This is a genomic window from Wolbachia endosymbiont of Brugia pahangi, from assembly GCF_012030695.1.
Classification (GTDB): domain Bacteria; phylum Pseudomonadota; class Alphaproteobacteria; order Rickettsiales; family Anaplasmataceae; genus Wolbachia.
The window spans coordinates 719,402-742,864 of the sequence record NZ_CP050521.1 but is presented as its reverse complement, the minus strand read 5'-3'; the positions used below and the strand labels follow the sequence as shown (position 1 = coordinate 742,864).

General features: G+C 33.8%; 24 protein-coding genes and 1 pseudogene. 16 read left to right on the top strand and 9 right to left on the bottom strand.

The genetic code is table 11. From position 1 onward, the window contains the following. Positions 1 to 80: 80 nt before the first annotated feature. Positions 81 to 791 carry a heme ABC transporter permease CcmC gene (ccmC, locus tag WBP_RS03615; RefSeq protein ID WP_167896100.1) on the bottom strand — a complete coding sequence of 237 codons (711 nt, stop codon included), beginning with the start codon at positions 789 to 791 and terminating at the stop codon, positions 81 to 83. A 634-nt stretch (positions 792 to 1,425) separates the two neighbouring features. On the opposite strand from ccmC, the gene WBP_RS03610 reads away from it, so the two are divergent. From WBP_RS03610 to WBP_RS03595, 4 genes are all read left to right on the top strand, one after another. Next, positions 1,426 to 2,244: a pyruvate, water dikinase regulatory protein gene (locus WBP_RS03610; RefSeq protein WP_167896099.1), complete on the top strand. Its 819-nt coding sequence runs from the start codon at positions 1,426 to 1,428 to the stop codon at positions 2,242 to 2,244. A 67-nt stretch (positions 2,245 to 2,311) separates the two neighbouring features. After that, positions 2,312 to 2,440 carry a type B 50S ribosomal protein L36 gene (gene ykgO, locus WBP_RS03605; RefSeq protein WP_011256830.1) on the top strand — a complete coding sequence of 43 codons (129 nt, stop codon included), beginning with the start codon at positions 2,312 to 2,314 and terminating at the stop codon, positions 2,438 to 2,440. Positions 2,441 to 2,976: 536 nt separating this feature from the next. Then, positions 2,977 to 3,627 (top strand): protocatechuate 3,4-dioxygenase, encoded by a 651-nt coding sequence (locus WBP_RS03600; protein ID WP_167896098.1) that lies wholly within the window; start codon positions 2,977 to 2,979, stop codon positions 3,625 to 3,627. 61 nt (positions 3,628 to 3,688) lie between these two features. Then, the gene (locus WBP_RS03595; RefSeq protein WP_167896326.1) at positions 3,689 to 5,152 is read left to right on the top strand and encodes a leucyl aminopeptidase; all 1,464 of its coding nucleotides are present in this window, start codon (positions 3,689 to 3,691) and stop codon (positions 5,150 to 5,152) included. Between the two features lie 261 nt (positions 5,153 to 5,413). Here the strand turns inward: WBP_RS03595 and WBP_RS03590 are convergent. Together WBP_RS03590 and WBP_RS03585 are read right to left on the bottom strand one after the other, a co-directional pair. After that, positions 5,414 to 6,350 (bottom strand): annotated as a pseudogene (locus tag WBP_RS03590) (Rpn family recombination-promoting nuclease/putative transposase). An 827-nt stretch (positions 6,351 to 7,177) separates the two neighbouring features. Beyond that, complete coding sequence (locus WBP_RS03585) at positions 7,178 to 7,333, bottom strand: hypothetical protein (protein ID WP_167896097.1); 156 nt, start codon at positions 7,331 to 7,333, stop codon at positions 7,178 to 7,180. 103 nt (positions 7,334 to 7,436) lie between these two features. Between WBP_RS03585 and WBP_RS03580 the strand changes: the two genes are divergently transcribed. After that, positions 7,437 to 8,414 carry a quinone oxidoreductase family protein gene (locus WBP_RS03580; protein ID WP_167896096.1) on the top strand — a complete coding sequence of 326 codons (978 nt, stop codon included), beginning with the start codon at positions 7,437 to 7,439 and terminating at the stop codon, positions 8,412 to 8,414. 452 nt (positions 8,415 to 8,866) lie between these two features. Here WBP_RS03580 and WBP_RS03575 read toward each other — a convergent pair whose 3' ends face one another. The 4 genes from WBP_RS03575 to WBP_RS03560 form a co-directional block, all read right to left on the bottom strand. Then, entirely contained in the window at positions 8,867 to 10,783 is a 1,917-nt protein-coding gene (locus WBP_RS03575; protein ID WP_167896095.1) for an ATP-dependent helicase, read from the bottom strand. 7 nt (positions 10,784 to 10,790) lie between these two features. Then, a complete protein-coding gene (locus WBP_RS03570; protein ID WP_167896094.1) occupies positions 10,791 to 10,961 on the bottom strand; it encodes a hypothetical protein in 171 nt (56 codons plus the stop codon). Positions 10,962 to 10,966: 5 nt separating this feature from the next. Next, complete coding sequence (locus WBP_RS03565; protein ID WP_167896093.1) at positions 10,967 to 11,161, bottom strand: hypothetical protein; 195 nt, start codon at positions 11,159 to 11,161, stop codon at positions 10,967 to 10,969. A 423-nt stretch (positions 11,162 to 11,584) separates the two neighbouring features. Further along, positions 11,585 to 11,902 (bottom strand): hypothetical protein, encoded by a 318-nt coding sequence (locus WBP_RS03560; RefSeq protein WP_218938831.1) that lies wholly within the window; start codon positions 11,900 to 11,902, stop codon positions 11,585 to 11,587. Between the two features lie 592 nt (positions 11,903 to 12,494). On the opposite strand from WBP_RS03560, the gene WBP_RS03555 reads away from it, so the two are divergent. From WBP_RS03555 to ccmE, 8 genes are read left to right on the top strand one after another with little or no spacing between them, the layout of a single operon-like run. After that, entirely contained in the window at positions 12,495 to 13,082 is a 588-nt protein-coding gene (locus WBP_RS03555) for an NADH-quinone oxidoreductase subunit J (RefSeq protein WP_167896091.1), read from the top strand. Continuing rightward, positions 13,073 to 13,381, top strand: a complete 309-nt coding sequence (nuoK, locus tag WBP_RS03550; protein ID WP_167896090.1) for an NADH-quinone oxidoreductase subunit NuoK — start codon at positions 13,073 to 13,075, stop codon at positions 13,379 to 13,381. The genes WBP_RS03555 and nuoK overlap by 10 nt, the downstream gene beginning before the upstream one ends. 4 nt (positions 13,382 to 13,385) lie before the next feature. Continuing rightward, complete coding sequence (gene nuoL, locus WBP_RS03545; RefSeq protein ID WP_167896089.1) at positions 13,386 to 15,242, top strand: NADH-quinone oxidoreductase subunit L; 1,857 nt, start codon at positions 13,386 to 13,388, stop codon at positions 15,240 to 15,242. Between the two features lie 3 nt (positions 15,243 to 15,245). Further along, the gene (locus tag WBP_RS03540) at positions 15,246 to 16,688 is read left to right on the top strand and encodes a complex I subunit 4 family protein (protein WP_167896088.1); all 1,443 of its coding nucleotides are present in this window, start codon (positions 15,246 to 15,248) and stop codon (positions 16,686 to 16,688) included. Further along, a complete protein-coding gene (locus WBP_RS03535; RefSeq protein ID WP_167896087.1) occupies positions 16,685 to 18,082 on the top strand; it encodes an NADH-quinone oxidoreductase subunit N in 1,398 nt (465 codons plus the stop codon). The genes WBP_RS03540 and WBP_RS03535 overlap by 4 nt, the downstream gene beginning before the upstream one ends. A 1-nt stretch (position 18,083) precedes the next feature. Continuing rightward, positions 18,084 to 18,995, top strand: a complete 912-nt coding sequence (locus WBP_RS03530) for a biotin--[acetyl-CoA-carboxylase] ligase (protein ID WP_167896086.1) — start codon at positions 18,084 to 18,086, stop codon at positions 18,993 to 18,995. Continuing rightward, entirely contained in the window at positions 18,992 to 19,129 is a 138-nt protein-coding gene (locus WBP_RS03525) for a CcmD-like small membrane protein (RefSeq protein WP_167896085.1), read from the top strand. Before WBP_RS03530 ends, WBP_RS03525 begins: the two co-directional genes overlap by 4 nt. Beyond that, on the top strand, positions 19,113 to 19,499 hold the full coding sequence (gene ccmE / locus WBP_RS03520) for a cytochrome c maturation protein CcmE (protein ID WP_011256817.1): 387 nt from the start codon (positions 19,113 to 19,115) through the stop codon (positions 19,497 to 19,499). Before WBP_RS03525 ends, ccmE begins: the two co-directional genes overlap by 17 nt. Positions 19,500 to 19,520: 21 nt before the next feature. Here ccmE and WBP_RS03515 read toward each other — a convergent pair whose 3' ends face one another. Together WBP_RS03515 and WBP_RS03510 are read right to left on the bottom strand one after the other, a co-directional pair. Continuing rightward, positions 19,521 to 20,231: an ABC transporter ATP-binding protein gene (locus WBP_RS03515; protein WP_167896084.1), complete on the bottom strand. Its 711-nt coding sequence runs from the start codon at positions 20,229 to 20,231 to the stop codon at positions 19,521 to 19,523. After that, on the bottom strand, positions 20,224 to 21,006 hold the full coding sequence (locus tag WBP_RS03510) for an MlaE family ABC transporter permease (protein ID WP_167896083.1): 783 nt from the start codon (positions 21,004 to 21,006) through the stop codon (positions 20,224 to 20,226). Before WBP_RS03510 ends, WBP_RS03515 begins: the two co-directional genes overlap by 8 nt. A 241-nt stretch (positions 21,007 to 21,247) precedes the next feature. On the opposite strand from WBP_RS03510, the gene rpmF reads away from it, so the two are divergent. From rpmF to WBP_RS03495, 3 genes are read left to right on the top strand one after another with little or no spacing between them, the layout of a single operon-like run. After that, positions 21,248 to 21,430, top strand: coding sequence for a 50S ribosomal protein L32 (gene rpmF, locus WBP_RS03505; protein WP_011256814.1), 183 nt, complete (start codon positions 21,248 to 21,250; stop codon positions 21,428 to 21,430). Positions 21,431 to 21,440: 10 nt separating this feature from the next. Beyond that, complete coding sequence (gene plsX, locus WBP_RS03500) at positions 21,441 to 22,478, top strand: phosphate acyltransferase PlsX (protein WP_167896325.1); 1,038 nt, start codon at positions 21,441 to 21,443, stop codon at positions 22,476 to 22,478. Beyond that, complete coding sequence (locus WBP_RS03495) at positions 22,471 to 23,451, top strand: beta-ketoacyl-ACP synthase III (protein WP_167896082.1); 981 nt, start codon at positions 22,471 to 22,473, stop codon at positions 23,449 to 23,451. The genes plsX and WBP_RS03495 overlap by 8 nt, the downstream gene beginning before the upstream one ends. Positions 23,452 to 23,463 lie beyond the last annotated feature (12 nt).

Here is a 23,463-nt window from a genome sequence, read left to right as displayed (position 1 = left end):
TGAAAAAAGTGTTTACATAAAGCTGTCTGAGTCAGGTAATGATACAAGGAAAGTGTTATATATGTACATTTGTAGTAGGTTTAATAACGTACACTAATCTCCCTCTTTATCTTATACAAATTAATCAGGTAAAGTGAATGCAATGCCCACACTACTAAAAAAAATGTGGTACAAAATATAAACATTGCAATTAATGGCAACAGTAGAGAACCTTCTATTGCTATTCCACCTTTTCTGAGAATACTTGCTGGCTGGTGGAGAGTAGCCCACAGATTCACAGAGAATTTTACTATAGGGATATTTATAGCACTAAAGATGGCAAATACTGCTGCTGATTTTTTAGCTCTTTCTTCATTGTCAAAAGCATTCCACAATGAAAGGTATCCAACGTATAGAAAAAATAAAATCAACATTGAAGTGAGCCTTGCATCCCATACCCACCAAGTACCCCAGGTTCCTTTTCCCCAGATGCTGCCTGTGATTAAACATATTGCAGAAAAGACTACCCCTACAGGAGCAGCAGCGTGTGCCAAAACGCTGGCAATGCTATTACTCCACACTAAGGAAATGAAACTGAGTAGTGCAATTAATCCATATGTTCCGAGAGAAAACCATGCAGAAGGCACATGAAGATACATAATACGTACAATTTCTCCTTGTTTATAATCCTCTGGAGAGAAGAATAAGGCTAAAAACATTCCGGCTAAAAAACATGCAAAACAAATAACCCCAAGCCAAGGCAAAGCTTTCTTAGCAAAGTAAAAGAAATTTTTAGGCTTTAATAAAAACATTTACTTCAAGAATAGTTGTGTTAAGAATTTATCAGTTAGCTTGAGCTTTATCAACAGGATAGTGTCTATGTTTATGTGGGCCAGCAAATTAGCACAATCAACTTTCACGCAATCCCGTTAAAAATTGTATTTTAACATGAGATTAGCTACTTTTACGTTACAACTTAGTGTCCGATCTGGATTACGATGTCATACGCTGAAATGATACTATTTTGGTTTACTCCTAAATTACTTCAGCTACAAATATTTAAGAAACTTACTAAGCAAAAGAAAGGCAAGAAAACTGTTAGCTAGTTATTCACTATCTATTTTTTAAATTGACGTTTTTTTACTGTATCGAATGCTTTAATAAGCGTATTTCAACTTATATTAAGTAAAAACCTTGAAAAGTTATAAAGACATGCGGTGCATATAGTGCAAAAAATTAAATATGAAGCACCAAGTACATTGAGTTTTTTTATCATTTAATTTGCATAGACTAAAGATAAATAAATAGCTTCAATGTTACAATAAGGGAACTGGCAAAGTTTGTCAAGCAGTTTTAGTTTGACTCTCTGTTTTTATATATGTTTGTGTAATTTTAGTAGCAGGTTGCTTAGGTCTATACTATTATTTAACATGATGCTGTAAAAATATGACTCTTAAAAAGCTCAATCTACACTTAGTATCCGACTCAAGCGGTGAAACTGTCATATCAGTTGCAAAATCAGCTCTGAAACACTTTCGTTCTATAGAAACAGTCGAATATGTTTGGTCTTTTGTGAAAGAAGAAGAACAAATTGATAAAATTTTGGAGGAAATTAATGAGAAAAGTAATGAGCATAACTTTGTTATATGTACTATTACTAATGATAAGCTAAGAAAATATCTAAAAGATAACTGTGTAAAATTGAAAATTCCCTATAGAGCGATATTATCACATATTATGAGGGAAATTTCATCCTATCTTGAGATTGAAAAAGACGAAAAGTTCGACTTGCATACTGAGATAAATAATGAATATTTTCAGCGCATCGAGGCGATAAACTACACTATTAATCATGATGATGGACAAAATATTCAAGATATTGATAAATCAGACATAATCTTGATTGGAGTTTCACGCACGTCAAAATCTCCTACTAGTATGTATTTAGCTTATCGTGGCTATAAGGTTGCAAATATTCCTTTTGTCGGTGAGATACCCTTTTACTTTGACTTAGCAAAATTAAAAGACAAACTAACAATAGGGTTAACAATAGATGTAAATAGGCTAGTCGAAATACGGAAAAATAGGCTTACTTCAATTAATAACGAAGATAATAATATATATGCTGATCCTAAGAAAGTAGAGAAGGAAATTAAAAAAGCAGAGGAGCTCTTTAAACAAAATAATTGGCCAATTATTGATGTAACACAAAAGTCAATCGAGGAAGTATCAGCAACAATTATACAATATTTTAATAGGATGTAGGTAATTTATCAATTGACTAACTTTTTATAGATGACTATAATATTAGTTATTTAGTGCTGAAATGGATATGAAAGTCAAAGGGTCATTAAAATCCCACCGCAACAGAGATAAAAATTGTAAAGTTGTAAAAAGGGGCGGTAGGATTTATATTATAAATGAAATAAAGCCAAGGTGTAAAACACGCCAGGGCTCTTAAGGTTGGTTGTCTTGAGGCAAGGGGAAAGTACAATACTACATATGAGTGTTAGTGTGCTTTCTAGTGTAAGTGCTTGGTTTGGAAAGGTATCATATTAAAGAGTCTGAAGGAGGTTTAGTTTTTTGTTCACCTTTTTTGTGTTATGTGTTTCTCAATTTCTTATGTGTAGAAGTATGCCTCAAAAAAAGAAAAGGTTACTGTATTTAAGTGTAGCTTTACTCATTTCTTCTCTTGCACTATATTTTAGTATCAGTACAATCACAGGTAGACATGGCTTATTGGTATTAATAAATTAAAAAAAAGAGGTAGGGTACAATAAATTTTTGTTAAAGAATATCTCTTTTAAGAAAGAGATGTTGAGTAAGGAAGTATTTAGCTTATATGAAAAAGGCTTAGATTTGCTTGATGAATAAGCAAAAGGTGCTTTGGATTATGTAAATCCTAATGAATTCATGGTTATTCTTGATATAGAATAGTAACATCTTTAAAAAAAGAGAAAAAATTGCTATAATCCAAGAGAAGGCGTTGTAAGTAAAATGAATATAAGAAGTATCTTATTAGCTTTTTTAGCACAAGCTGTACTCAGTTTACCGTTGTTTGCAGCTGATCCTATTTTGCTCAACTGTATTGAAACTCCGGGAGTATATGATCTTGATGCGAGGCCAAAAATTTTTAACTCTTCAAATAATTTAAGAAGAAAGCCTGGTTCCCTGAGCAGTGCAACAGGGGAATTGATAAATATAGTAGGTAGGATTACTGATGTAAACTGTTTGCCAATACAAAATGCTGTAGTTTCTATATGGCACGCGAATTCATGTGGCGTGAACCATTATGATGAGAATATGGAAGGTAATCAACTTGATCCAAATTTTGCTGGATCAGGCAGGTTTATAGTGAATAACCTTGGGTATTATAATTTTATTACAGTAGCACCTGGTAAAATTGGTGATAGGGCTCCACACATCAACTTTTTGGTTCAACATCCAGATTTTCCAGAATTCGCAACACAAATGTTTTTTGCTGACCATAATTGCGACAACTGTGCTGATTCTGTTCTTGAAAGTTTTATCGACAGTGGGCTTGCAAGCCTTCTGATAGCACCATTTGGTTATAACAACCGGGCCATTAAAACCTATACGTTTAACATTACCTTGAGCGGATATAATAAGTTTTCTGGTAAGAAATAAAACTTGTATTTTTCGGCCGTTCTGGTAAATATTACCCTGATTAAGTATGGAGCTATGAATGATGAAAATAACAATTTCTAAAGTTTTACCTGATTTTGAAACACTAGTGGTAGGTTTGTTTGAAGATGGTGAGCTAGTAAGTAATGGCAAGGTTCTGCAAGACAAGCAGATTATAAATTGCATCAAGAAATTTAGTCACTTCAATGGAGGCTTTGGTGAATTTTTTTCTGTTACTTTATCAGATGGTAAGAATGTTATAATTGTTGGGCTTGGTAAGAGAGATGAATGGAATGAAAATAAGGAATTAAGTGTTGGCGGTAAAATATATTGTGAGCTAGGCAGATTAAAGATTAAACAAGCAACGGTTTCAATTGAAGGCAGTGCAGAAAATATTGCATATGGTGCATTCCTACGTAGTTTTAAGTTTGATAAGTATAAAACTAAGAAGGATGAAGAAATTACAGAAGTAGAGGAGATTATGGTACTAGCAAAAGATGAACAGTTAAACGATGCTGAAAAATCGTTTGAGCATTTAAGACAAGAAGGTGAAGGCATATTTCTTGCGCGTACTTTCATCACTGAACCACCTAACGTTTTGTACCCAGAGTCCTATGCTGACTGTATAAAAAGCGAACTTACTAAATTTGGTCTTGAAATTGAAGTGCTTGATAAAAAGCAGATGGAAAAGAAGAAAATGGGAGCTTTGCTTGGAGTAGCACAAGGAAGTAGTAAAGAGCCTAAGTTGGTAGTAATAAGATGGAATGGAGCTTCTAAAGAACAAAAACCGATAGCTTTTGTGGGTAAAGGTATAACGTTTGATACTGGTGGAGTATCGCTTAAACCTTCACGTGGTATGGAGTCAATGAAGTATGACATGGCGGGCTCTGCTGCTGTGGTTGGAGTGATGCGCACTCTAGCTGGGCGAAAAGCGAGGATAAATGCAGTCGGTGTGGTTGCACTTGCAGAAAATGCAATAGATGGTAATGCTCAAAGGCCGAGCGATGTAGTAACTTCAATGTCTGGACAGACAATAGAAGTGTTAAACACTGATGCAGAAGGAAGGCTCGTACTTGCAGACGCTTTATGGTATACGCAGGACAGATTTGCGCCTGAATTTATGATTGATCTTGCAACTTTAACTGGTGCTATAGTAGTTGCACTTGGGAATAATGAATATGCTGGTCTTTTTTCCAACAATGATGAATTAGCAAATCGTCTCGTTGAGGCAGGAAATGAAGCAAATGAGAAGTTATGGCGTTTTCCTATGAATGAAACTTACGATAAGATTATCGATTCGCCGATTGCTGATGTGCAAAACATAGCTCCTACGGGTTCTGGTGGAGATAGCATAATGGCTGCACAATTTTTACAGCGTTTTGTAAATGATACTTGCTGGGCACATTTAGATATTGCAGGTACAGCTTGGCACGAAAAAGGCACTGATATTTCTCCAAAAGGAGCAGTGGGCTTTGGCGTAAGATTACTCAATAAATTGGTTGAGAAGTACTACGAAACGAGTGATTAAAGATTTTCACGCTGAAGTTTTAAAAGTTTTCACTATATTCAGCAAAAAGAGGAAGTTAGAGTTGATTGTTCATGTAATCTATGGCTGTGTTATATAACTGTATGAACATTTGCTTTTATTAAGGCAATGTACACAATAAATGGTGTCATTTCAGTGATCTTGCTCAAAAGAAGTAGATTGGATGTAACTCCTAATGGATTAGGCAAATAGGTGAAAAGTATGACGAATTAAAAAAAGCCTTGAACAATCAAAGAAACCATCTTAAGTAATTTCCTCTTGGGGTTTTTTAATGTCATCTACCGAAAAGCTAGTAATTTCAACTATAACCTCTATGAAGGCACCAGCCTTAAGTAAATTTTGAGCCACAGCTATTTTGGCCTGTTTTTTCGCCCTCTGCTTTGCCCTTTTTGATGTCCGATTTGGATGCCTTCGTCTCTGCCGATTTTTTTTGCCTTTTTCAGTAGCATCATCGGGTTTTTGTTCTAAAATAGCAGCTTCTTCCTGTAAATCCATTACCTTTTCTTCACGTGCTACTAGGTCTTTCTCATCCCAATGAAATTTTTCTAATTCATTATATGTCAATTTTATTATTGATAATTTTTCTGCTATTTTTCTTAAATTTTTATCAGTTGTTTCCTCTGCATGCGTAAAGAAAAAATACTAACGCTCTATTGTAGTCTCTAGTTGTTCTACCTTATCTTTATCTTTTGTAAATTTAGGCAAATTAATAAAGACAAATTAAAAGTCTTTTAAGTAATGTCCATTGGTTTTTATGTCATGTATATTATGGGTAGAAATATAATCAATCTCTTTAGGAAATAGAATATTATTGGAAATAACAATAAAGAATACTTCCTTAAAATCCAAATAATTACCAGATTGCTTTGAGTAAACTTTAACAGCATAAAGTTGAGTACGTTTTTAAAAGCCTTTGTCTCTAACGAGATGCGTTTCTGCAATATATCTGTTACCGTGAAAATTCTTACATAGAAAACATCAACGGTACTCTGTTTATCAGAAGCGATCTCATGATTCATAATAAAATGCTAAGGAACTCAACTTCTTGTATGGTATTAATACCAGTAAAGCCTAAGACATCATTAAAAAAGTAAATAAGGATATTCTTATTTTTTTCAGTGCCGAAGATTTTTTTGAATGTCAAGTTTAACTTAGGATCTAAAAATTTAGAAAAAGCCATAGTCAAAGCCTTAGAAAATATTAATAATTATACGCTGCTCTACATAAATATTCAACTTTTTTACATTTTGTCTTGTCGCTATGTGTTGCAGAAAAAAAATGAAAGCATTTTATCAGTGTCTGGTTAACTCTGACAAAACTGCTAAAATTGCATTAGTTACTGTTATGAGGAGATTATTGTCATTTTTACTTTTATATTAAAAATAATAAGTTTTATCTTGATTCTCAAACGAATGCTGTCTTTATACTGGAGTTTAACTTTCTAAACTCCAGTATCATTTACTATTAAATTGAATAAGAGTTCTTATTTACTTTTTGTGGACTGATTACATGTATTTAGTATTTAGCGTTAAATCAATCAAATTCCGTTCTTCGTTGTTTGTTTACAAACGTTCCAATATTCAACTGATTCTTCATTTTTTTTATAGGATCCGGTATTTTTGCATTAGGATTTTTTTCTAATGCATGCTCAATTAAGAGCCTACAGCAAATTCCATATTAGATTGACTTATTTTTATTGTATAAGCAAACAGGACGATCTAAAGTGGTCTTCACAACAGTCTTCATTTGGCCATCACTTGCTTCTGCTTTTAGAAAGACTGCCAATAAGTCTATGGAACCGAACCAAGCTCAGGCATATAGATATTTTTTTTCCATTTTGTATGTTAACTCCTGCTTCTGTTAAAGCTTTGGCCACATTTAGCAAAAAGAAGAATTTAGAATAGGTGCTAGTGTAACCCATAGCTATTCAAGCAAACTGCTTGATTTATGACAAAGTTCTGTTTCTATATTGAATTTGTGATCAATATTAAGATTTCTTTCCAGGTACTACGGAGTTTTTTTTGCTTCTAGTTCAGGTCGATTGGTCTCCTCTTTTAACTTTTCTCTCATTTTTTCTATTATATTAGTTGCACTTAAATTACAATCATTGTTTACGCTATTTGATACTCTGCACAGAATATAATAAAAAGTTTTATTTGTCATAACTTATCTCACTATTAATACATCCTACAGTATAGTCTCTAAATAGTTTTGCAAGAGGTTAGTTGTTAGGTAACATAATTAAAGTTTTTATCTTATATTCATCATGGTTGGAGCTGTACAAATTAAAAAAACTGGAGGACCAGAAGTATTAGAGTTTATAGATAAGAGTATAGGTGAGCCAAAAGGCGAGGAAGTTTTAATACGTCACACAGCTATAGGCTTAAATCGTTATGACTCGGAGCATAGAAAAGGCGTTCGCAAAATTAAGGGTTTACCATCAGTGCTTGGAGTGGAAGCAGTAGGAGTTATTGAAAAGCTTGGTAAAAAAATAAATGATAGTTTACAGATTGGAGATAGAGTTGGATATTGTACGGCACCACCTGGAGCATATTGTGAAAAACGTGTCATACACCAGAAATATCTGGTAAAAATTCCAGATGAAATACCAGATGAAGTTGTAGCTGCGGTGCTGTTTAAAGGCATGACGGCTCACTATTTGATTAATCAATCTTATAAAATAAAACCTGGCGCTTTTGTGCTAGTTCACGGGGCTAATGGCGGTTTAGGACAGATAATATGCCAATGGGCAAAGGATAAAAAGGGTGTAGTTATAGGCTCTGTAAGTTCTGACAAAAAAATGGAAGTAGCTTTACAGAATGGCTGTACATATGCAATAAATTATAATGATAAAAACTTTGTTTCTAAAATTATGGAAATTACACAAAACAGAGGAGTAGGTGCAGTGTATGATCCGATAGGCTATTCTACAAGCAGGCTTTCTTTTGAATCTCTGAGTAAATTTGGTATATATGTTTCCTATGGGCAGATATCAGGTATTGCTCCGGTTAGTTTTTCTTTACTTAGTTCACGTTCTTTATTTGCCACAGGAACCTCAATATATCATTACAAGCGTGACAGATTTGCATTAGTTCTCACTGCAATGGAAATCTTTGAGATGGTAAGGAAAAAACTTTTAACTGTAAGGATTAACAAAAAATATAAATTTGATGAAATAATCAAGGCTCATCACGATATGGAAAACAGGAAAGTAAGTGGGTTAAATATTATAAAAGTTTTCTAAGTAAATTAAATTTTATAACTAACACGGACTAGATTTTCTTGTCATGCCATCACAATATCTTTATTATAATCTTTAGCTATAAATATTAAGAAATTTTACTAAATAAAAAAAGGCAAAGGAAAACCTGTAGTGGCCAGTTATTCACCACCCATTTTATAATGTTGACGTTTTTTGATAACACTTAATAAGCGTGATTCATAGTATTAGGTATAGCAACCCTGTTATAGAAAAAGCTCAGAAGAATGCAGCAAAGACACCCTAGAAATTAAGTGCAACATACTAAAAAATACACCTCCTAGGTCTTGACTTTCGATAGGCTTTAAATTGTGAAACAACCTTATTATCGATAATAAGGAGACTAGAAAATGTATCAAGTAATTTTTTTTATAGCTTTGTTTCTGCCATTCTATAACTTGGCCTACAACTGTATAAACATAGCAAAATTGCCTGTTTCAACAGTAGGCAATATTACTCTTAATTACTTCAACATTTTCCCTTGGCAGCTCTTTAAGAAATCGCGAAGCGTACATTGGTTGCCACTGGTTATTAATTTCCCTTCTGTCTGCACATGAAATGATTAACTTTTCCTTTGCTCTAGTTATTCCAACATATGCAAGCCTTCTTTCTTCTTCTAAGGCTTTGCCACTTTTATCTTCAAAAGACCTTTGGTGGGGAAATAGCCCTTCTTCCCAACCAGGTAAGAACACACATGGAAATTCAAGCCCCTTAGCTGCGTGAAGAGTCATGACGTGTACGGTATCGTCATTATTCATATTATCCACTTCCATAACTAAGCTTATATGCTCCAAGAAAGTTGTAGCATTGTCAAAATTTTTTAAAGATGAAATGAGCTCCTTGATATTTTCTATTCGTGCTAAGCCTGTTACTTCTTCATTTTCAAGCATTTCAATATATCCAGATTGGTTCGCTATAGTTTTAACAAACTTGTGTAGTGGTTTGACACTTATCATTTCTTCCCAAGCTTTAATTTTATTAAAAAAATCATTTAGTGAAAGTTTGATTTTCTCAATTACCTGATTACTATTAACTAATATTTTTGCCGCTTCGAAAAAAGAAGTTTTGTTACCTTGAGCAACCGTGTATATCTTTTTTAAAGTGGTAGGTCCTATGCTTCTTTTTGGCCGATTCACTATTCTTTCAAAAGCTAAGTCATCATTATTGTTTGTAACGAGTCTTAAATATGCAATTACATCCCTGACTTCTTGACGTTCATAGAATTTTACGCCACTTATAATCTTATAGGGAATCGAATATTTTATAAAATACTCTTCCAGAACTCTAGTTTGAAAAGTAGCCCTAACCAGTACTGCCATGTCGCTGAATCTGTATTTATTAAGCTTTAATATCTGTTCACTTATGAATCTTGCTTCAGCTTTTCCATCCCATAATTTTATTAAATTTACCTTTTCCCCTTTGATGTTTGTTGTCCACAATTTTTTTTCTAAGCGAGTTTTATTGTGATTGATGACGTATGACGCAGTTGCAAGTATATGAGATGTTGATCTGTAATTACACTCTAGTTTGATGATTTTTGCATTTTTAAAATCGTCAGAAAATTTCAGAATGTTTTTAACCTCTGCACCACGCCAGCTATATATCGATTGATCGTCATCTCCCACACAACAAATATTTGAGTGCTCTTTTGCAAGGTATTTCAGCCAAAGATATTGTATTACATTTGTATCTTGGTACTCATCTACCATAATATATTTAAACTTGCCCTGATAATAGGACAGAATTTCAGTTTTTTGATTGAAGAGTTGTATATTATACAGTAGTAAATCGCCAAAATCAACGGAGTTAAGGAACTTTAGCCTTTCCTGATATTGATGATAAACTTTTAATGCAATTATGTATATTGGCCTAAATAGTTGAGTTTCTTCCACTTCGGACGGCAGTAAGCACTTTTCTTTCCATTTTTGAATTGTGTTCATAATGGTACTATGTTTTTCTGACAAATTATTGGGGCTTACTTCATTAATAATATTTTTTATTACTTGTAGTTGGTCATCCACGCCAATAATTGTAAAATTGGGGTTTAAGCCCACAATATCAGCGTGACGACGTAAAATTTTTGCTGCAATTGCATGGAAAGTGCCAAGCCATAGTATATTTGTACCCGTGAGTTTGAGCACTCTCGATACCATTTCATTTGCTGCTTTGTTTGTGAATGTGACTGCCAATATCTCATCAGAATGAGCGTAACCATTTCGAATTATATGTGCTATTCTTGAAGTAATCGTTCTTGTCTTTCCTGTTCCAGCCCCAGCCAGTATCAAAACTGGTCCATCTACTTTAGTTACAGCTGATTGTTGTTCCGGATTTAGCAGTGAGAGATAATCGTTCATTGCAGCCCTAACAAATATAGTTACATAAGTTAACCTTATTGTTTGTGCTCTGTAAAATTTTTATTCTCACGTAATAAAGCTGAGGCAAATTTTCAAATAGATCAGGCAAAATTTCTTGCAGATAACCAGCTACCAAAATGTCATCATTCCCTAAATAATTTGGTTGCGCTGGGTCCATTGCGATTATTTTTCCTTTAGGGTTGTGTTTTTATACAAAGCAAGAAACCCAGCTTTGTCACTACTAAGCCCACAAGTAGCAACAAAATCAATTCGTTTTAAATGTTCTGATTTGATGTTATTTATTAGCCAATCAAAATTCATTTTGCTACTCATATTTCCTAAAATCTCAGCCCCTGAACATTGGTGAAGTAAATCCACATTTACAGTTAGTAGCTACCAATTTTTAAGTGGAACTGTGTTTTTTACTGCACAATGAACCGTGGTTGATATCCCATAAAAATAAGTTTTGTAAAGATTATCTGTAATTTTTAAAAACTTTGATTCTTTAAGAATTTTATGGATAGCTGCAACAGCATCATATTGCTTTAGATTGCGATCGTAAGAAGCTGCCCCAAGTTGTTTGTTAAGCTCAGATACATCTGGTACTACTGGTGCTGATATTTCAGCGCCAGTCTAGAAAATTACATTCTTGTCACTGATGAGTTTAGCAATTTGTGGTACCAACATCCTATCTGGGGTTGTATTTTGTACATACAAAGATTGAGTAAAACGAGAGGCATTATTTAACTTTTTACTACTTGGTTTTTGCTATTAGCCACACAACCATGTTCGTAATTTTTTTTATCCTTCTTTATTGCTGAACAAAACATTTTCTTGCTTTGTTAATTCTTTAATTAAGTTTTTACCACTAAAGGTAAGTTGGAACCCTAGTTTGCTGTTTCCTGGTCTATGCGGAAATTCTAACACCATTTCATATGCAATTGTTTCCGTTCTACTAGGTAAAACACATACTACTGACTGATTAGCTGTTATTCTGTCGATATCTTCTGCGGAAACCTTTTGTGGAGTTTGTAGTAAAACATTTTCTGCATAACAAACATTTATACTAAAGATTAATAAGATTAAATACTTTTTTGCCTGCAGAAAATTACGCATCACCTATGCTATTTGACAACCTCGCCCTGTTATAAACACTAAAAAAGCAGGTCAACCTTTTTGTCAGGGGGTTTTTGTAAAATTTTGAAAAGTTACATTTCAGCAAGACTTAGTTTGCTATAATTTTCTTACATAAAAAAAAGCAAAAGAAACCCTGTGGTGACTGTATTTACTTCAAAATATTGGTGTTTTTTATTCTTACTTTTAGATTGCAACTGAGAGTGCTAAGAAATTTACTAATCGAAAAAAAGACAGAAAAACCTGGTAGTGAGTTTTGACTCCTATAGTAATTTAAACTGGCGCTGTAGTAATATGTTGACGCTTAGCTTAAGCTCGATTTGGCTGTATAAAGACATGCAACCGCAATAATTTGATGTAATCCACCAATAAACACCTGAGTTTTTTTACTGAATGTTAAACCTGCAGGTCGAAAATAAGTTGTGAATTCACAAATACCATTGGTACTGTGATAATGAGGTTGTTGAAATTTATCAAGTAGTTTCTATGTATTCAATACGCTGCTGTGCGAGAAGTTTGTTGACTTTACAATAATAGTTACTTTAAATTAGTAACTGTTATTGCAGTTAAAGTATTAATGCCTTTTTTCTTTTATTTTTTTTCGATTTTGAGCATTTTATCTGCTGTTTGTGTGATTAGCGTAAGGAATCCTGTACATGCAGTGTTATTTTTGATTTTTACCTTCGTTAGCTCTACAGTACTTTTTATCCTTCTTGGGGCTGAGTTTATTGCTATGATGGTATTGATAGTGTACATCGGTGCGGTTGCAGTATTATTCCTCTTTGTGGTTATGATGCTTGATATTGACTATATAAGAATACACCAAGGTTTTGCAAAGCATTTCACTTTTAGTATTATATTATGTGTTGTGTTTTTTCTGGTTATCAGCTTTGTAATCTGCAGCTCAGTACTGAATATAAGCAGTGTTATAGACTATAATGCCAATAACGTGAAAGCTATTGGTGATTTGTTGTATACTGACTATATGTATGCCTTTCATCTTTCCGGTATTTTACTGCTTGTTGCGATTGTTGGTGCAATTGCTCTTGCTTTGCAGGATAAGAAGAAGGGAATTAAAAGACAGAATGTATTAAAGCAATTGACACAGTCTTCGTCTGTAAAGTTGGTTAAGGCTAAGTTTGGAAAAGGAGTGGAATGGAAGTAGGATTGAATCATTTCTTGGTAGTTGCTGCTATTTTGTTTACTATTGGAGTGTGCGGTATTTTTATCAACCGTAAGAGCATAATTAATATACTGTTATCAGTGGAAATATTACTTCTGGCAGTTAATATCAACTTAGTTGCTTTTTCTGCCTTTATGCATGATATAGTTGGGCAATTTTTTGTCATGTTTGTGTTGACTGTTGCTGCAGCAGAGTCGGGTATAGGACTTACAATACTGGTTGTGTATTATAGGAGACGTGGCAACATAGATGTTGAGCAAGCAAATTTAATGAAAGAATGAAGGTATGACAGGTATACTAAAATTGATAGTATTTTTGCCACTTTTTGGTTCATTATTTGCAGCGTTCTTTAGAAGGGACATTTTTAGCCAGTTAATTACAATTGCAGGGATTGGAATATCTGCAGCTTTATCTTGGTATATTTTTCTCAACTTCTCTAAAAATCATCATGTTGTTTTATTTCCTTTGCTTTCATTGAGCATCCTGAAAGTAGATTGGGCAGTTAGTATTGATGCTCTTTCATCTTTGATGCTAATTGTAATTACTACTATTTCGCTGGTAGTTCATCTCTATTCTGTTGGTTATATGGAGCATGATAAGGGGAAGTCTAGGTTCTTTTCTTACCTATCACTATTTACGTTTTGTATGATTGTGCTAGTTGTAAGCGACAATTTCGTGCAACTTTTCTTTGGCTGGGAGGGAGTTGGCTTATGCTCTTATTTGCTCATAGGATTTTGGTTTCAAAAATATTCTGCAAATAATGCGGCAGTCAAGGCATTTATTGTAAATAGGATAGGAGACTTTGCGCTATTAATTGGAATTTTTCTTATTTATTATAAGTTTCATTCTTTGAATTTTACTGAAGTTTTTGACACGGCTGACCTTTTTGGTGCACAGAACATCAGGACATTCTGCTGTGAGTTTAAAGTAATTCATATAATATGTGTATTACTTTTTATTGGCTGTATGGGTAAATCTGCTCAGTTTGGCTTACATGTTTGGCTGCCGGATGCGATGGAAGGGCCAACTCCCGTGTCTGCGCTTATTCATGCAGCAACGATGGTGACAGCTGGTATATTTTTAGTAGCAAAATGTTCTCCATTGTTTAAGCTATCAAATGTAACGCAAGAGTTAATAGTTACTGTTGGTGCGCTCACTGCTTTTTTCGCAGCTACCGTTGCAATTACTCAAAATAATATAAAGAAAATAATTGCTTATTCAACTTGCAGCCAACTTGGTTATATGTTTATGGCGTGTGGCCTTTCTGCTTACAATGTTGCTATTTTTCATTTAATGACGCACGCCTTTTTTAAGGCTCTATTATTTCTTGGTGCAGGTAATGTGATTCATGCAATGCATCATGAGCAAAACATTCAAAAAATGGGAAATTGCTGGAAGGAAATTCCCTACACTTATGCTTTCATGTGGATTGGATCTCTTGCACTTTCTGGAATATTTCCATTTGCAGGTTTTTACTCAAAGGATTTAATAATTGAACATGCTTATAGTGTGGATAGTTTTGCTTTTGTAGTAAGCTTAGTTATTGCATTCTTTACAGCGCTTTACTCTTGGAGGTTGTTACTTCTTGTATTTCATAGCCAAAGACAAAGTAAAATCAATATACATGAAGCACCAAAGATTATGCTTATACCACTACTGATACTTGCTTTTGGATCAGTATTTTCTGGAATGTGGGGAACAAATGTTTTGAACATAACTAGTAGTACATTCTGGAAGTCAAGTTTAGTAGTTGTTAGTGAGCATACAGTTCATAGTTTCTTTATAAAATTATTACCGACCATAATGAGCCTAAGTGGAGTAACATTTGCATATTTGGTTTACCACTATCAAATAATAAAACAAATTAAGGGTAAATTTTTACTTAAATTTTTACAGGATAAATGGTACTTTGATGAAGTATACGGACTTATTATAGTTGCACCGGTGAAGTTTGTATCTAGGCTCCTATGGAAGTTTGATGTTAAGGCTATTGATTCATTTGGACCAAATGGTGTTGTAAGGTTAGTTGATGAATGTTCAAAGGGTGCTATAAAGTTACAAACTGGCTATATATTTGATTATGCATTTATTATGTTTGTTACTTTAGTAATCAGTGCTTTGTATATTATTGGAATAAAATAAACAGTGTTATTACTTAGCATATTTTTGCTTCCGCTAATAGGAGCATTGATTTTATCTTTAATCAAGATTGATTATAAATTAATATATCTAAGATTCATCTCTCTACTTTTTTCTGTACTTCCATTTTTGCTTAGCATTGTAGTTTGTATAAAGTTTGATTATAACAATACAGACTTTCAGTTTGTCAGCTATCCAATTAAAAATGCTGGAATAGGAGTGGATGGTATATCGTTGCTTTTCCTTCTACTTACAACTTTCTTATTTGTTATTTGTATACTCTACAATTGCAAAATGAGTTATACGACCCTCAAGTCATGTATGGCATTATTTTTACTGCTTGAGGGTTTTGTAGTTGGTTTCTTTATTTCACTAAGTGCTATAAGCTTTTATGTATTTTTTGAAGCTGTTTTAATACCAATATTCTTTATTATTGGTGTCTGGGGAGGGAAGCAGAGGATATATGCAGCATTTAAGTTATTCCTCTATACACTGGTTAGTTCATTGTTATTTTTGCTTGGATTAGTATATATTCATAATATCTTTGGAACGTTTGATATAAGGAAATTAGCTACGTTAGTACCAAGTCTTGATCCTGAAGTGCAGTCATTGCTATGGATTGCATTTTTTGCTTCTTTTGCAATAAAAGTACCGATGGTTCCATTTCATACTTGGCTTCCTGATGCACATGTGCAATCGCCAACTTCTGGATCTGTGGTTTTGGCTGGGTTGCTTATTAAAATGGGGGGATACGGATTTTTAAGATTCTCGATTCCAATGCTTCCTCAGGCAAGTTTCCACTTTGCAAATTTCATTATTGTGTTAAGCGCGATTGCAGTAATATATGCTTCACTAGTTGCATTTGCTCAGGATGATATAAAGAAATTAATAGCTTATTCTTCAATAGCACATATGGGAATCGTTACTGCTGGCCTCTTTTCATTTTGTGAAGAGGGAGTGCTTGGTGCTATATTTCAAATGATCAGTCATGGGCTTATTTCTTCTGCTTTATTTTTGTGTGTTGGAATGCTATATACTCGAACTGGAACTTTGAAGATTTCGAAGTATTTCGGCATAGTAAATACAATGCCAAAATTTGGTTTTATGTTTATTCTATTTTCAATGTCTTCGGTAGGGCTACCTGGAACGTCTGGGTTTATAGGTGAATTTTTGGCTATGGTTGGGATGTTTAAGAGCATAGGGTTTTTTACAGGGTTCATCGCACTTGGCACTATTTTGAGCGCAGTTTATATGCTGAATTTATGTAAGCAAACAATATGGGGAGTTAGCTATTCTAAATTGTTAAATAACCGCTTGGATAGGATAGAATTTTTTATCTTAGTTCTGCTTGCAGTGCTTGTTATTTTGCTTGGATTCTACCCAACTCTTGCACTGAATTATTTAAAGCCATGCATGGTAAATTTGTTAGTCAAGTATAATGCCCTATGAACTACATACAGATATTACCGGAAACTTTTTCTATTATTTCCTCGTTAGTATTGCTGCTGCTTGGAATTGTATTTAACCGCCGCACTATTAACTTATTGGCGCTTGGCTGCACAGTGATCACTTTAATTATTTTAATTCTGTCAGCGAAAGATAATGGGTTTTTTCCCTTTAATTCATTGTTGAAACTCAATCTATACATTAGGTCAGCCCAGGGATTGATCCTTATTGCGGGAATTTTAGTACTTTTACTGCTAAATTTATCAAAGTATGACTATGAGTATGAATTTTCGATACTAATTCTTTTTACGCTGTTTGGCATGATAACTCTGGTTTCAGCAAATAATTTAATTTCTTTTTATTTATCTTTTGAGTTGATGAGTATACCTTTATATGTTCTTGCAAGCTTTAATAAGGGTTCAGTTTATTCATGTGAGGCAGGAGTAAAATATTTTACACTCAGTGCGTTATCTTCCTGCATCATGCTGTATGGAATGTCGCTACTTTATGGATATACGGGACTGGTCAATTTTTCTGAGTTAAGTTCGTTTTTGGAAAATCATCAGATAACTTATGGAATAGTTTTTGGGTTAGTACTTATCCTTATTGGTTTATGTTTCAAGCTTGCTATTGCTCCTTTTCATATGTGGGCTCCAGATGTCTATCAAGGTGCACCAACTATAGTAACTGCATTTTTTTCTACAGTTCCAAAAGCTGCACTTGTGACGTTTTTAATTCGATTTTTTATGGGTGAGGAGTTAGTAGGTGTAAAAAAGTATTTTCAACCTGTTCTTTTATACATTTCAGCACTATCCGTACTTATTTCAGCTTTTGGAGCTTTACGCCAAAGGAATCTAAAGAGGCTTCTAGCTTACAGTTCAATTGGTCATATTGGCTTTATACTTGCTTCACTTTCTATCTTTACACGAATGGGGACAGATAGTTCCTTGATATATTTGGTTATATATATCATTACAAATATAGGATTGTTCTCATATTTCATACAAATTGATGATGACGATTGTAGTGTTGCAAATTTATCTGGCATAGGAAAAAAACGTCCGGTTTTGGCATTTCATCTTTCTATACTATTATTTTCGATGGCGGGAATACCTCCACTTGCAGGTTTTTTTGCTAAACTTTTTATATTTAAAAGCTTGGTGAATTCCGGCTTTATTGGTATGTCTTTGATTTTCATAGTAGCAAGTGTTATATCATGTTACTACTATTTAAGTATCATAAAAGCTATGTATTTTGATAAGCCTAGTGACAGTAAAGTTATTTATTCTAAGAGTCTATTTATTGTTACTTCAGTGGCTTCATTAATTAATATTGTTCTTTTTATGTGCGTAGAGGATTTATATTCACTAATTCATTTAGTAACTAAAAGTTTATAAAATGACCCCTAAAACATTCGAGGGCTTTCATATTTATCATTATGAAGAAGTTTCAAGTACTAATGGAAAAGCGTTGGATTTGATTGATAGAGGAATATCAAATGAAACTGTTATTATTGCTGATAAACAAACAGAAGGTAGGGGGCGCACTGGAAAGAATTGGATTTCTCCCGAGGGTAATTTTTATGCAAGTTTTATCATAAATCTCTTGCAAATTACATCACTAGGTTCCAGTATCACACACTGGGATAGCAGGTTAGCTGTAGCGGCCCACTTGGATGTTATTCCAGCACATGACGCTAAAATCCAGTGCTGGAATGACAGAGAAAGTTTAAGCAAATTAACAGAATTGACTTTTGTTACTGCTCTTGCTGTTGGCAATACGTTACTATCATTTATAAATGATAGTAACGTTCAATATAAATGGCCAAATGATATCTTTGTTGATGAAAAAAAAATAAGTGGAATATTACTTGAAAAAAAATCCAATTCAAATTGGCTGGTAATAGGAATTGGAATTAACATTGATCACGCACCACTTTTGGAAGCAACGTGCATTAATAAACTTCTTTCATCTTCTGTTGTTCCAGTAACTGACACTAAAATACAGATGCAGGTTCCGATGTCGCATGCTAGAATGATTCTACAAAACATATATATTCTAAAAGAATTAGTAATAAACTTTAATAATTTAAGAAAGCAGTGGATACTCGATGGGTTTTGTGCTATAAGAGAAATGTGGTTGAAAAGGGCATTCAAAATGAATGAGCAAATCAGTGTAAAGTTTGCTAGTAAATTGCATGAGGGGATTTTTATTGATATAGATAAAGGTGGTAGATTAGTATTGCAACAAAAAGATGGAAGCTTAATTTATTTTGATGCAGGTGAGTTATTTGTTAATAATATATTATGAGTACATATGTAATTTTTGCTTACCTTATTAGTTTTGCATTGATTGCTGGAGAGCTGATTTTTACCATTTCTTGCTATATTAAAAGTAAAAAGAATTTAGAAGGTTTTAAAAATAATAATGAAGAAGAAACATAAGCGATTACTTGTAGCTTCGGGAATTTTCTTCTTTTTAAATTGCATAGTTTTCTTTATTTTAACAATACTCAGAGAAAATATCTCATTTTTTTACACAGTAAGCGAAGCAATAACTTTATCAAACAATCAAAAACCAATCCGTATAGGTGGAATGGTTGTTGAGGATAGTGTAATACGTAGTGAGAGTGAAGTGGTCTTTCAAATGACAGACTTTAACAAGAGCATTGTGATAAAATATCAGGGAATACTCCCTCCAATGTTCTCAGAAAAAAGTGGTGTTGTTGTGCAAGGTAAAATGTTTGATGGCAATACCTTTTTGGCAGAGACGGTTTTTGCAAAACATGACGAGAATTATATGCCTCGAAAGTAAGAGATAAGGCAGGGGATTTTATTATTTTGTACCTACATAGCGAATAAATTTCTTTATGTATTCATTTTTAGTATTTTTTATTTCTTGAACAGTTCCATGAGAAATAATGCTTCCTTCATATAATACTGCTATTTTATCAGCTATTTTGAATGCGTCATGAATATCGTGTGTGATTGTGATAATTGTAGGGCTAGGGTCTTTAGACAGCTTTACTATTGTTTCTTTTACTATATCTGACATGATAGGATCTAATCCCGAAGTTGGTTCATCCAACATAATAATTTCTGGGTTGTGTGCAATTGCTCTTGCAAGTGCTACCCTTTTCTTCATTCCACCTGATAACTCTATTGGAAACATATCTGCTATGTTTTTCTCTAACCCGACATCATTTAATTTTTCAATTGCTAATTGCTTTGCCTCCTTTTTGCTGATATTGAAACGTTTTCTATAATTAAAAGATATATTTTCCCATACTGCAACATGGTCAAATAGAGCGGAATTTTGAAATAAAACCCCAAATTTGTTTTTACTTTTGCTATTTATTTTAATAGACCCTAAATCCGGTGCCAGCAGGCCAATAATCGTTTTTGTTAGTACAGATTTGCCGCTTCCTGAGCTGCCGAGTATAACTAGTGATTCCCCTTTCAATATGTCAAGACTTATGTCGTTCAGTATTATCTTATCATTAAAAAATAGGTGCAAATTTGATATTGATATTATGGGGCTATGCATGGATCAAAGTAATCATATAGTTTGCTAGAATGATCAGTATAGATGATAGAACAACAGTTGATGTTGTAGCAATACTAACTCCTCGGGCTCCTTCTTGGCAATGGTAACCGTAATAGCAGCTTGAGACGGAAATTATAGCGCCAAAAGCAGTTGCTTTTATTAACCCAGTGATAAAATTATACATGTTAAAGAATTGAGTTGTATATTTAATATATATATTTAAGTTATGATTAAATTTGAAAACTGCGGTGATGTATCCCCCGAATATTCCTATTAGATCTGCGCATATTGTGAATATGGGAAATACTATAACTGATGCTAAAATCCTTGGTGCAATTAAATATTTGAAAGGATTGATATTCAAAGTTGTAAGTGCATCTATTTGTTCAGTGATACGCATCGTGCCAATTTCTGCAGCAATTGATGATCCGACCTTTCCTACCATTATTAAACTAATTAAAACTGGTCCTAACTCTTTAATAATGGTAACCGTGACAAGTTTAGGTATTATTTGTTCTGGACTGATCAACGGGCCACTCAAACTACTTTGCAAAACTATCACTGCCCCTATAAAAATCCCTGTGAGTCCAACAATTGGCAGAGAAAAAAAGCCTATTTCTATGATTTGCTTTGCTACATTACCCAAATAATATGGTGGCACAAAGCAGTGATATAGGGATTGAATAAAAAATATGAATGCGCTACCAAGCCTCAACAAGAGCTTGATGAAGCATCTACCAATTATTCTAATACCATTTATATCAAACGAGCTCACTTTGCATTTGTCTCAGCTGAAATTAGTTTTATTGATTTTGTTAAAATTTTTGTTAACTTCATTGCAGAGTATAGCTAAGACGTGCCTTAAGTTCAATACACTTAGGTCAAAATGCTTTAGTTTGAAACTTATGGAGTTTAATTGTCTAAACAAACCTTACTTATTTTACTATCACTGTTTACTTTTTGTAAAAAACATGCTATTAATAAATTGTGAGTTTTCAAGTAGAATGGAGGAAGTTTTGGCAGTTCCAAAAAGAAAAAAGTCAAAGTCAAGGCGTAATATGCATCGTTCTCATCATGCTATTAAGCCTAAGAATATTGTAGTATGCACAACAACTGGGGAATTTATGCTGCCTCACAGTATAGCAGTTGATGGCAGCTACAAAGGAAAACGGGTTTTCATCAAACAACAGGCAGAATAATTATCATGATATGTTACCTACGGTTAACAATAACATAGTCATTGCACTTGACGCTATGGGGGGTGATTTTGCACCTCTCTCGGTGATTCAAGGTGCTGGTTTTTTTTTGGATAATCTTGTTGATCCAGGCATAAAAGTTTTTTTCCATATTTATGGAGATCAAAAAGAAATATCTCCTTTGCTTTTAAAATATAGAAAAGTAAGTGATAATTCTGAGTTTACTCACTACTCTAATAATGTTCTTGCAAATGATAAGCCGTCTTTTGCACTGAGACATCGTAAAGATTCAAGTATGAAGGCTGCCATTGAAGCAGTGAAAAAAGGTAAAGCTTCTGGTATGGTATCTTCAGGTAATACAGGAGCGTTGATGGCAATTTCCAGGTTTATTTTAGGAACATTACCAAACGTTTATCGTCCTGCTATAGTATCCGTCTGTCCAACTAAGGCAAAGAGCTTTGCATTGCTCGATCTTGGTGCAAATGTTGATTGCAATGTTGACTCGTTATTTCAATTTGCGTTAATGGGAAGCATGTTTGCAAAAATAGCATTAAAAGTTGACAATCCTGAAGTTGCTTTGCTAAACATTGGCACAGAAGAGGTTAAAGGTAATGACTCAGTACGTGGTGCTTTTAAGCTACTAAAAAGTGCTCCAAACATTAATTTCAAAGGGTATATAGAGGCAAGTGAATTTTTAGAGGGTAATATAGATGTAATTGTTGCTGATGGTTTTGTTGGCAATGTGATGCTTAAAACAGCTGAGGCAACTGCTAGCACTTTTATCGACCTAATAAAACAGGAAGTGTTCAACTCATGGGCAACAAAAATGCTTGTTGGTATATTGTTAAAATCCAAGCTAAATAAGGTATTAATGCGTTTTAATCCTAAAATTAGAAGTGGAGCTATGTTTTTAGGGCTGAATGGTATTGTCATTAAGAGCCATGGAAATTCTGATGCTGTTTCTTTTGCCCATGCTATAAAATTTGCAGTAAATTCCATTAATGAAAATTTAAACCAGAAGATAATTAGTGAGGTAAATCAAGTTGAATAAAAGTTTTATATTAAGCACTGGATCTTACCTGCCAAAAAAAAAGTTGGGCAACGATGAGATTGCATTAATGGTTGAGACAAGTGATGAATGGATTAGACAGAGAACAGGAATAACTCAAAGGTATATAGCAGATGAAGCAGAGTTAACGTCGGATCTAGCTGTTAATTCGGCAAAAAATGCTATAGAAAAAGCTCAAATTTCAGTGGATGAAATTGGGTTAATCATAGTTGCAACAACAACGCCTGATAAAACTTTGCCTAGCTGTGCAACAATTGCGCAAAATAAGTTAAAATGTAAAAACGCATTTTCTTTTGATGTACAGGCAGCATGCTCTGGTTTTATATATGCAGTTACAATTGCTGATTCGCTCATAAAATCTAACGATAGAATTAAGTATGCATTAGTGATAGGTGCTGAAATAATGTCTAGAATTGTTGATTGGAAAGATAGGTCAACTTGTGTACTGTTTGGTGATGGTGCTGGTGCAGTTATAATGAAATCTACAGCACATTGTAATGAAATGACAGAAAATTACACAAGAGGTATAATATCAACCAACTTATATTCTGATGGTAATGTAGACGTGTTATGCACAAAAGGAGGGATATCCTCAACTGGTGATTCTGGAAAAATATACATGAATGGTAGAGAAGTGTTTAAGCATGCAGTGGATAAGTTAACAGCCTCAATAGAAGAAACATTAAGATGCAATAATTTGAAGATTACTGATATTGACTGGTTAGTTCCCCATCAAGCAAACATTCGTATTATTGAAGCTGTAGTAAAGAAATTAAATTTCCTTATGGAGAAAGTAATTAATACAGTTGATCAACATGCAAATACCTCAGCAGCATCAATTCCACTAGCACTTGATTATGCAATACAAAAACCGAAAATAAAACCAGGAAGCTTGGGGATACTGGTTGCAATAGGTGCAGGCTTAACCTGGGGCTCCGTGCTGCTACGCTATTAATAACTACCAACT

Bases quoted from the DNA above. Each gene is read 5' to 3' on its own strand.
- ccmC (WP_167896100.1), bottom strand. From the start codon at position 791: ATGTTTTTATTAAAGCCTAAAAATTTCTTTTACTTTGCTAAGAAAGCT.
- WBP_RS03610 (WP_167896099.1), top strand. From the start codon at position 1,426: ATGACTCTTAAAAAGCTCAATCTACACTTAGTATCCGACTCAAGCGGT.
- ykgO (WP_011256830.1), top strand. From the start codon at position 2,312: ATGAAAGTCAAAGGGTCATTAAAATCCCACCGCAACAGAGATAAAAAT.
- WBP_RS03600 (WP_167896098.1), top strand. From the start codon at position 2,977: ATGAATATAAGAAGTATCTTATTAGCTTTTTTAGCACAAGCTGTACTC.
- WBP_RS03595 (WP_167896326.1), top strand. From the start codon at position 3,689: ATGAAAATAACAATTTCTAAAGTTTTACCTGATTTTGAAACACTAGTG.
- WBP_RS03585 (WP_167896097.1), bottom strand. From the start codon at position 7,333: ATGACAAATAAAACTTTTTATTATATTCTGTGCAGAGTATCAAATAGC.
- WBP_RS03580 (WP_167896096.1), top strand. From the start codon at position 7,437: ATGGTTGGAGCTGTACAAATTAAAAAAACTGGAGGACCAGAAGTATTA.
- WBP_RS03575 (WP_167896095.1), bottom strand. From the start codon at position 10,783: ATGAACGATTATCTCTCACTGCTAAATCCGGAACAACAATCAGCTGTA.
- WBP_RS03570 (WP_167896094.1), bottom strand. From the start codon at position 10,961: ATGGACCCAGCGCAACCAAATTATTTAGGGAATGATGACATTTTGGTA.
- WBP_RS03555 (WP_167896091.1), top strand. From the start codon at position 12,495: ATGCCTTTTTTCTTTTATTTTTTTTCGATTTTGAGCATTTTATCTGCT.
- nuoK (WP_167896090.1), top strand. From the start codon at position 13,073: ATGGAAGTAGGATTGAATCATTTCTTGGTAGTTGCTGCTATTTTGTTT.
- nuoL (WP_167896089.1), top strand. From the start codon at position 13,386: ATGACAGGTATACTAAAATTGATAGTATTTTTGCCACTTTTTGGTTCA.
- WBP_RS03535 (WP_167896087.1), top strand. From the start codon at position 16,685: ATGAACTACATACAGATATTACCGGAAACTTTTTCTATTATTTCCTCG.
- WBP_RS03530 (WP_167896086.1), top strand. From the start codon at position 18,084: ATGACCCCTAAAACATTCGAGGGCTTTCATATTTATCATTATGAAGAA.
- WBP_RS03525 (WP_167896085.1), top strand. From the start codon at position 18,992: ATGAGTACATATGTAATTTTTGCTTACCTTATTAGTTTTGCATTGATT.
- ccmE (WP_011256817.1), top strand. From the start codon at position 19,113: ATGAAGAAGAAACATAAGCGATTACTTGTAGCTTCGGGAATTTTCTTC.
- WBP_RS03515 (WP_167896084.1), bottom strand. From the start codon at position 20,231: ATGCATAGCCCCATAATATCAATATCAAATTTGCACCTATTTTTTAAT.
- plsX (WP_167896325.1), top strand. From the start codon at position 21,441: ATGTTACCTACGGTTAACAATAACATAGTCATTGCACTTGACGCTATG.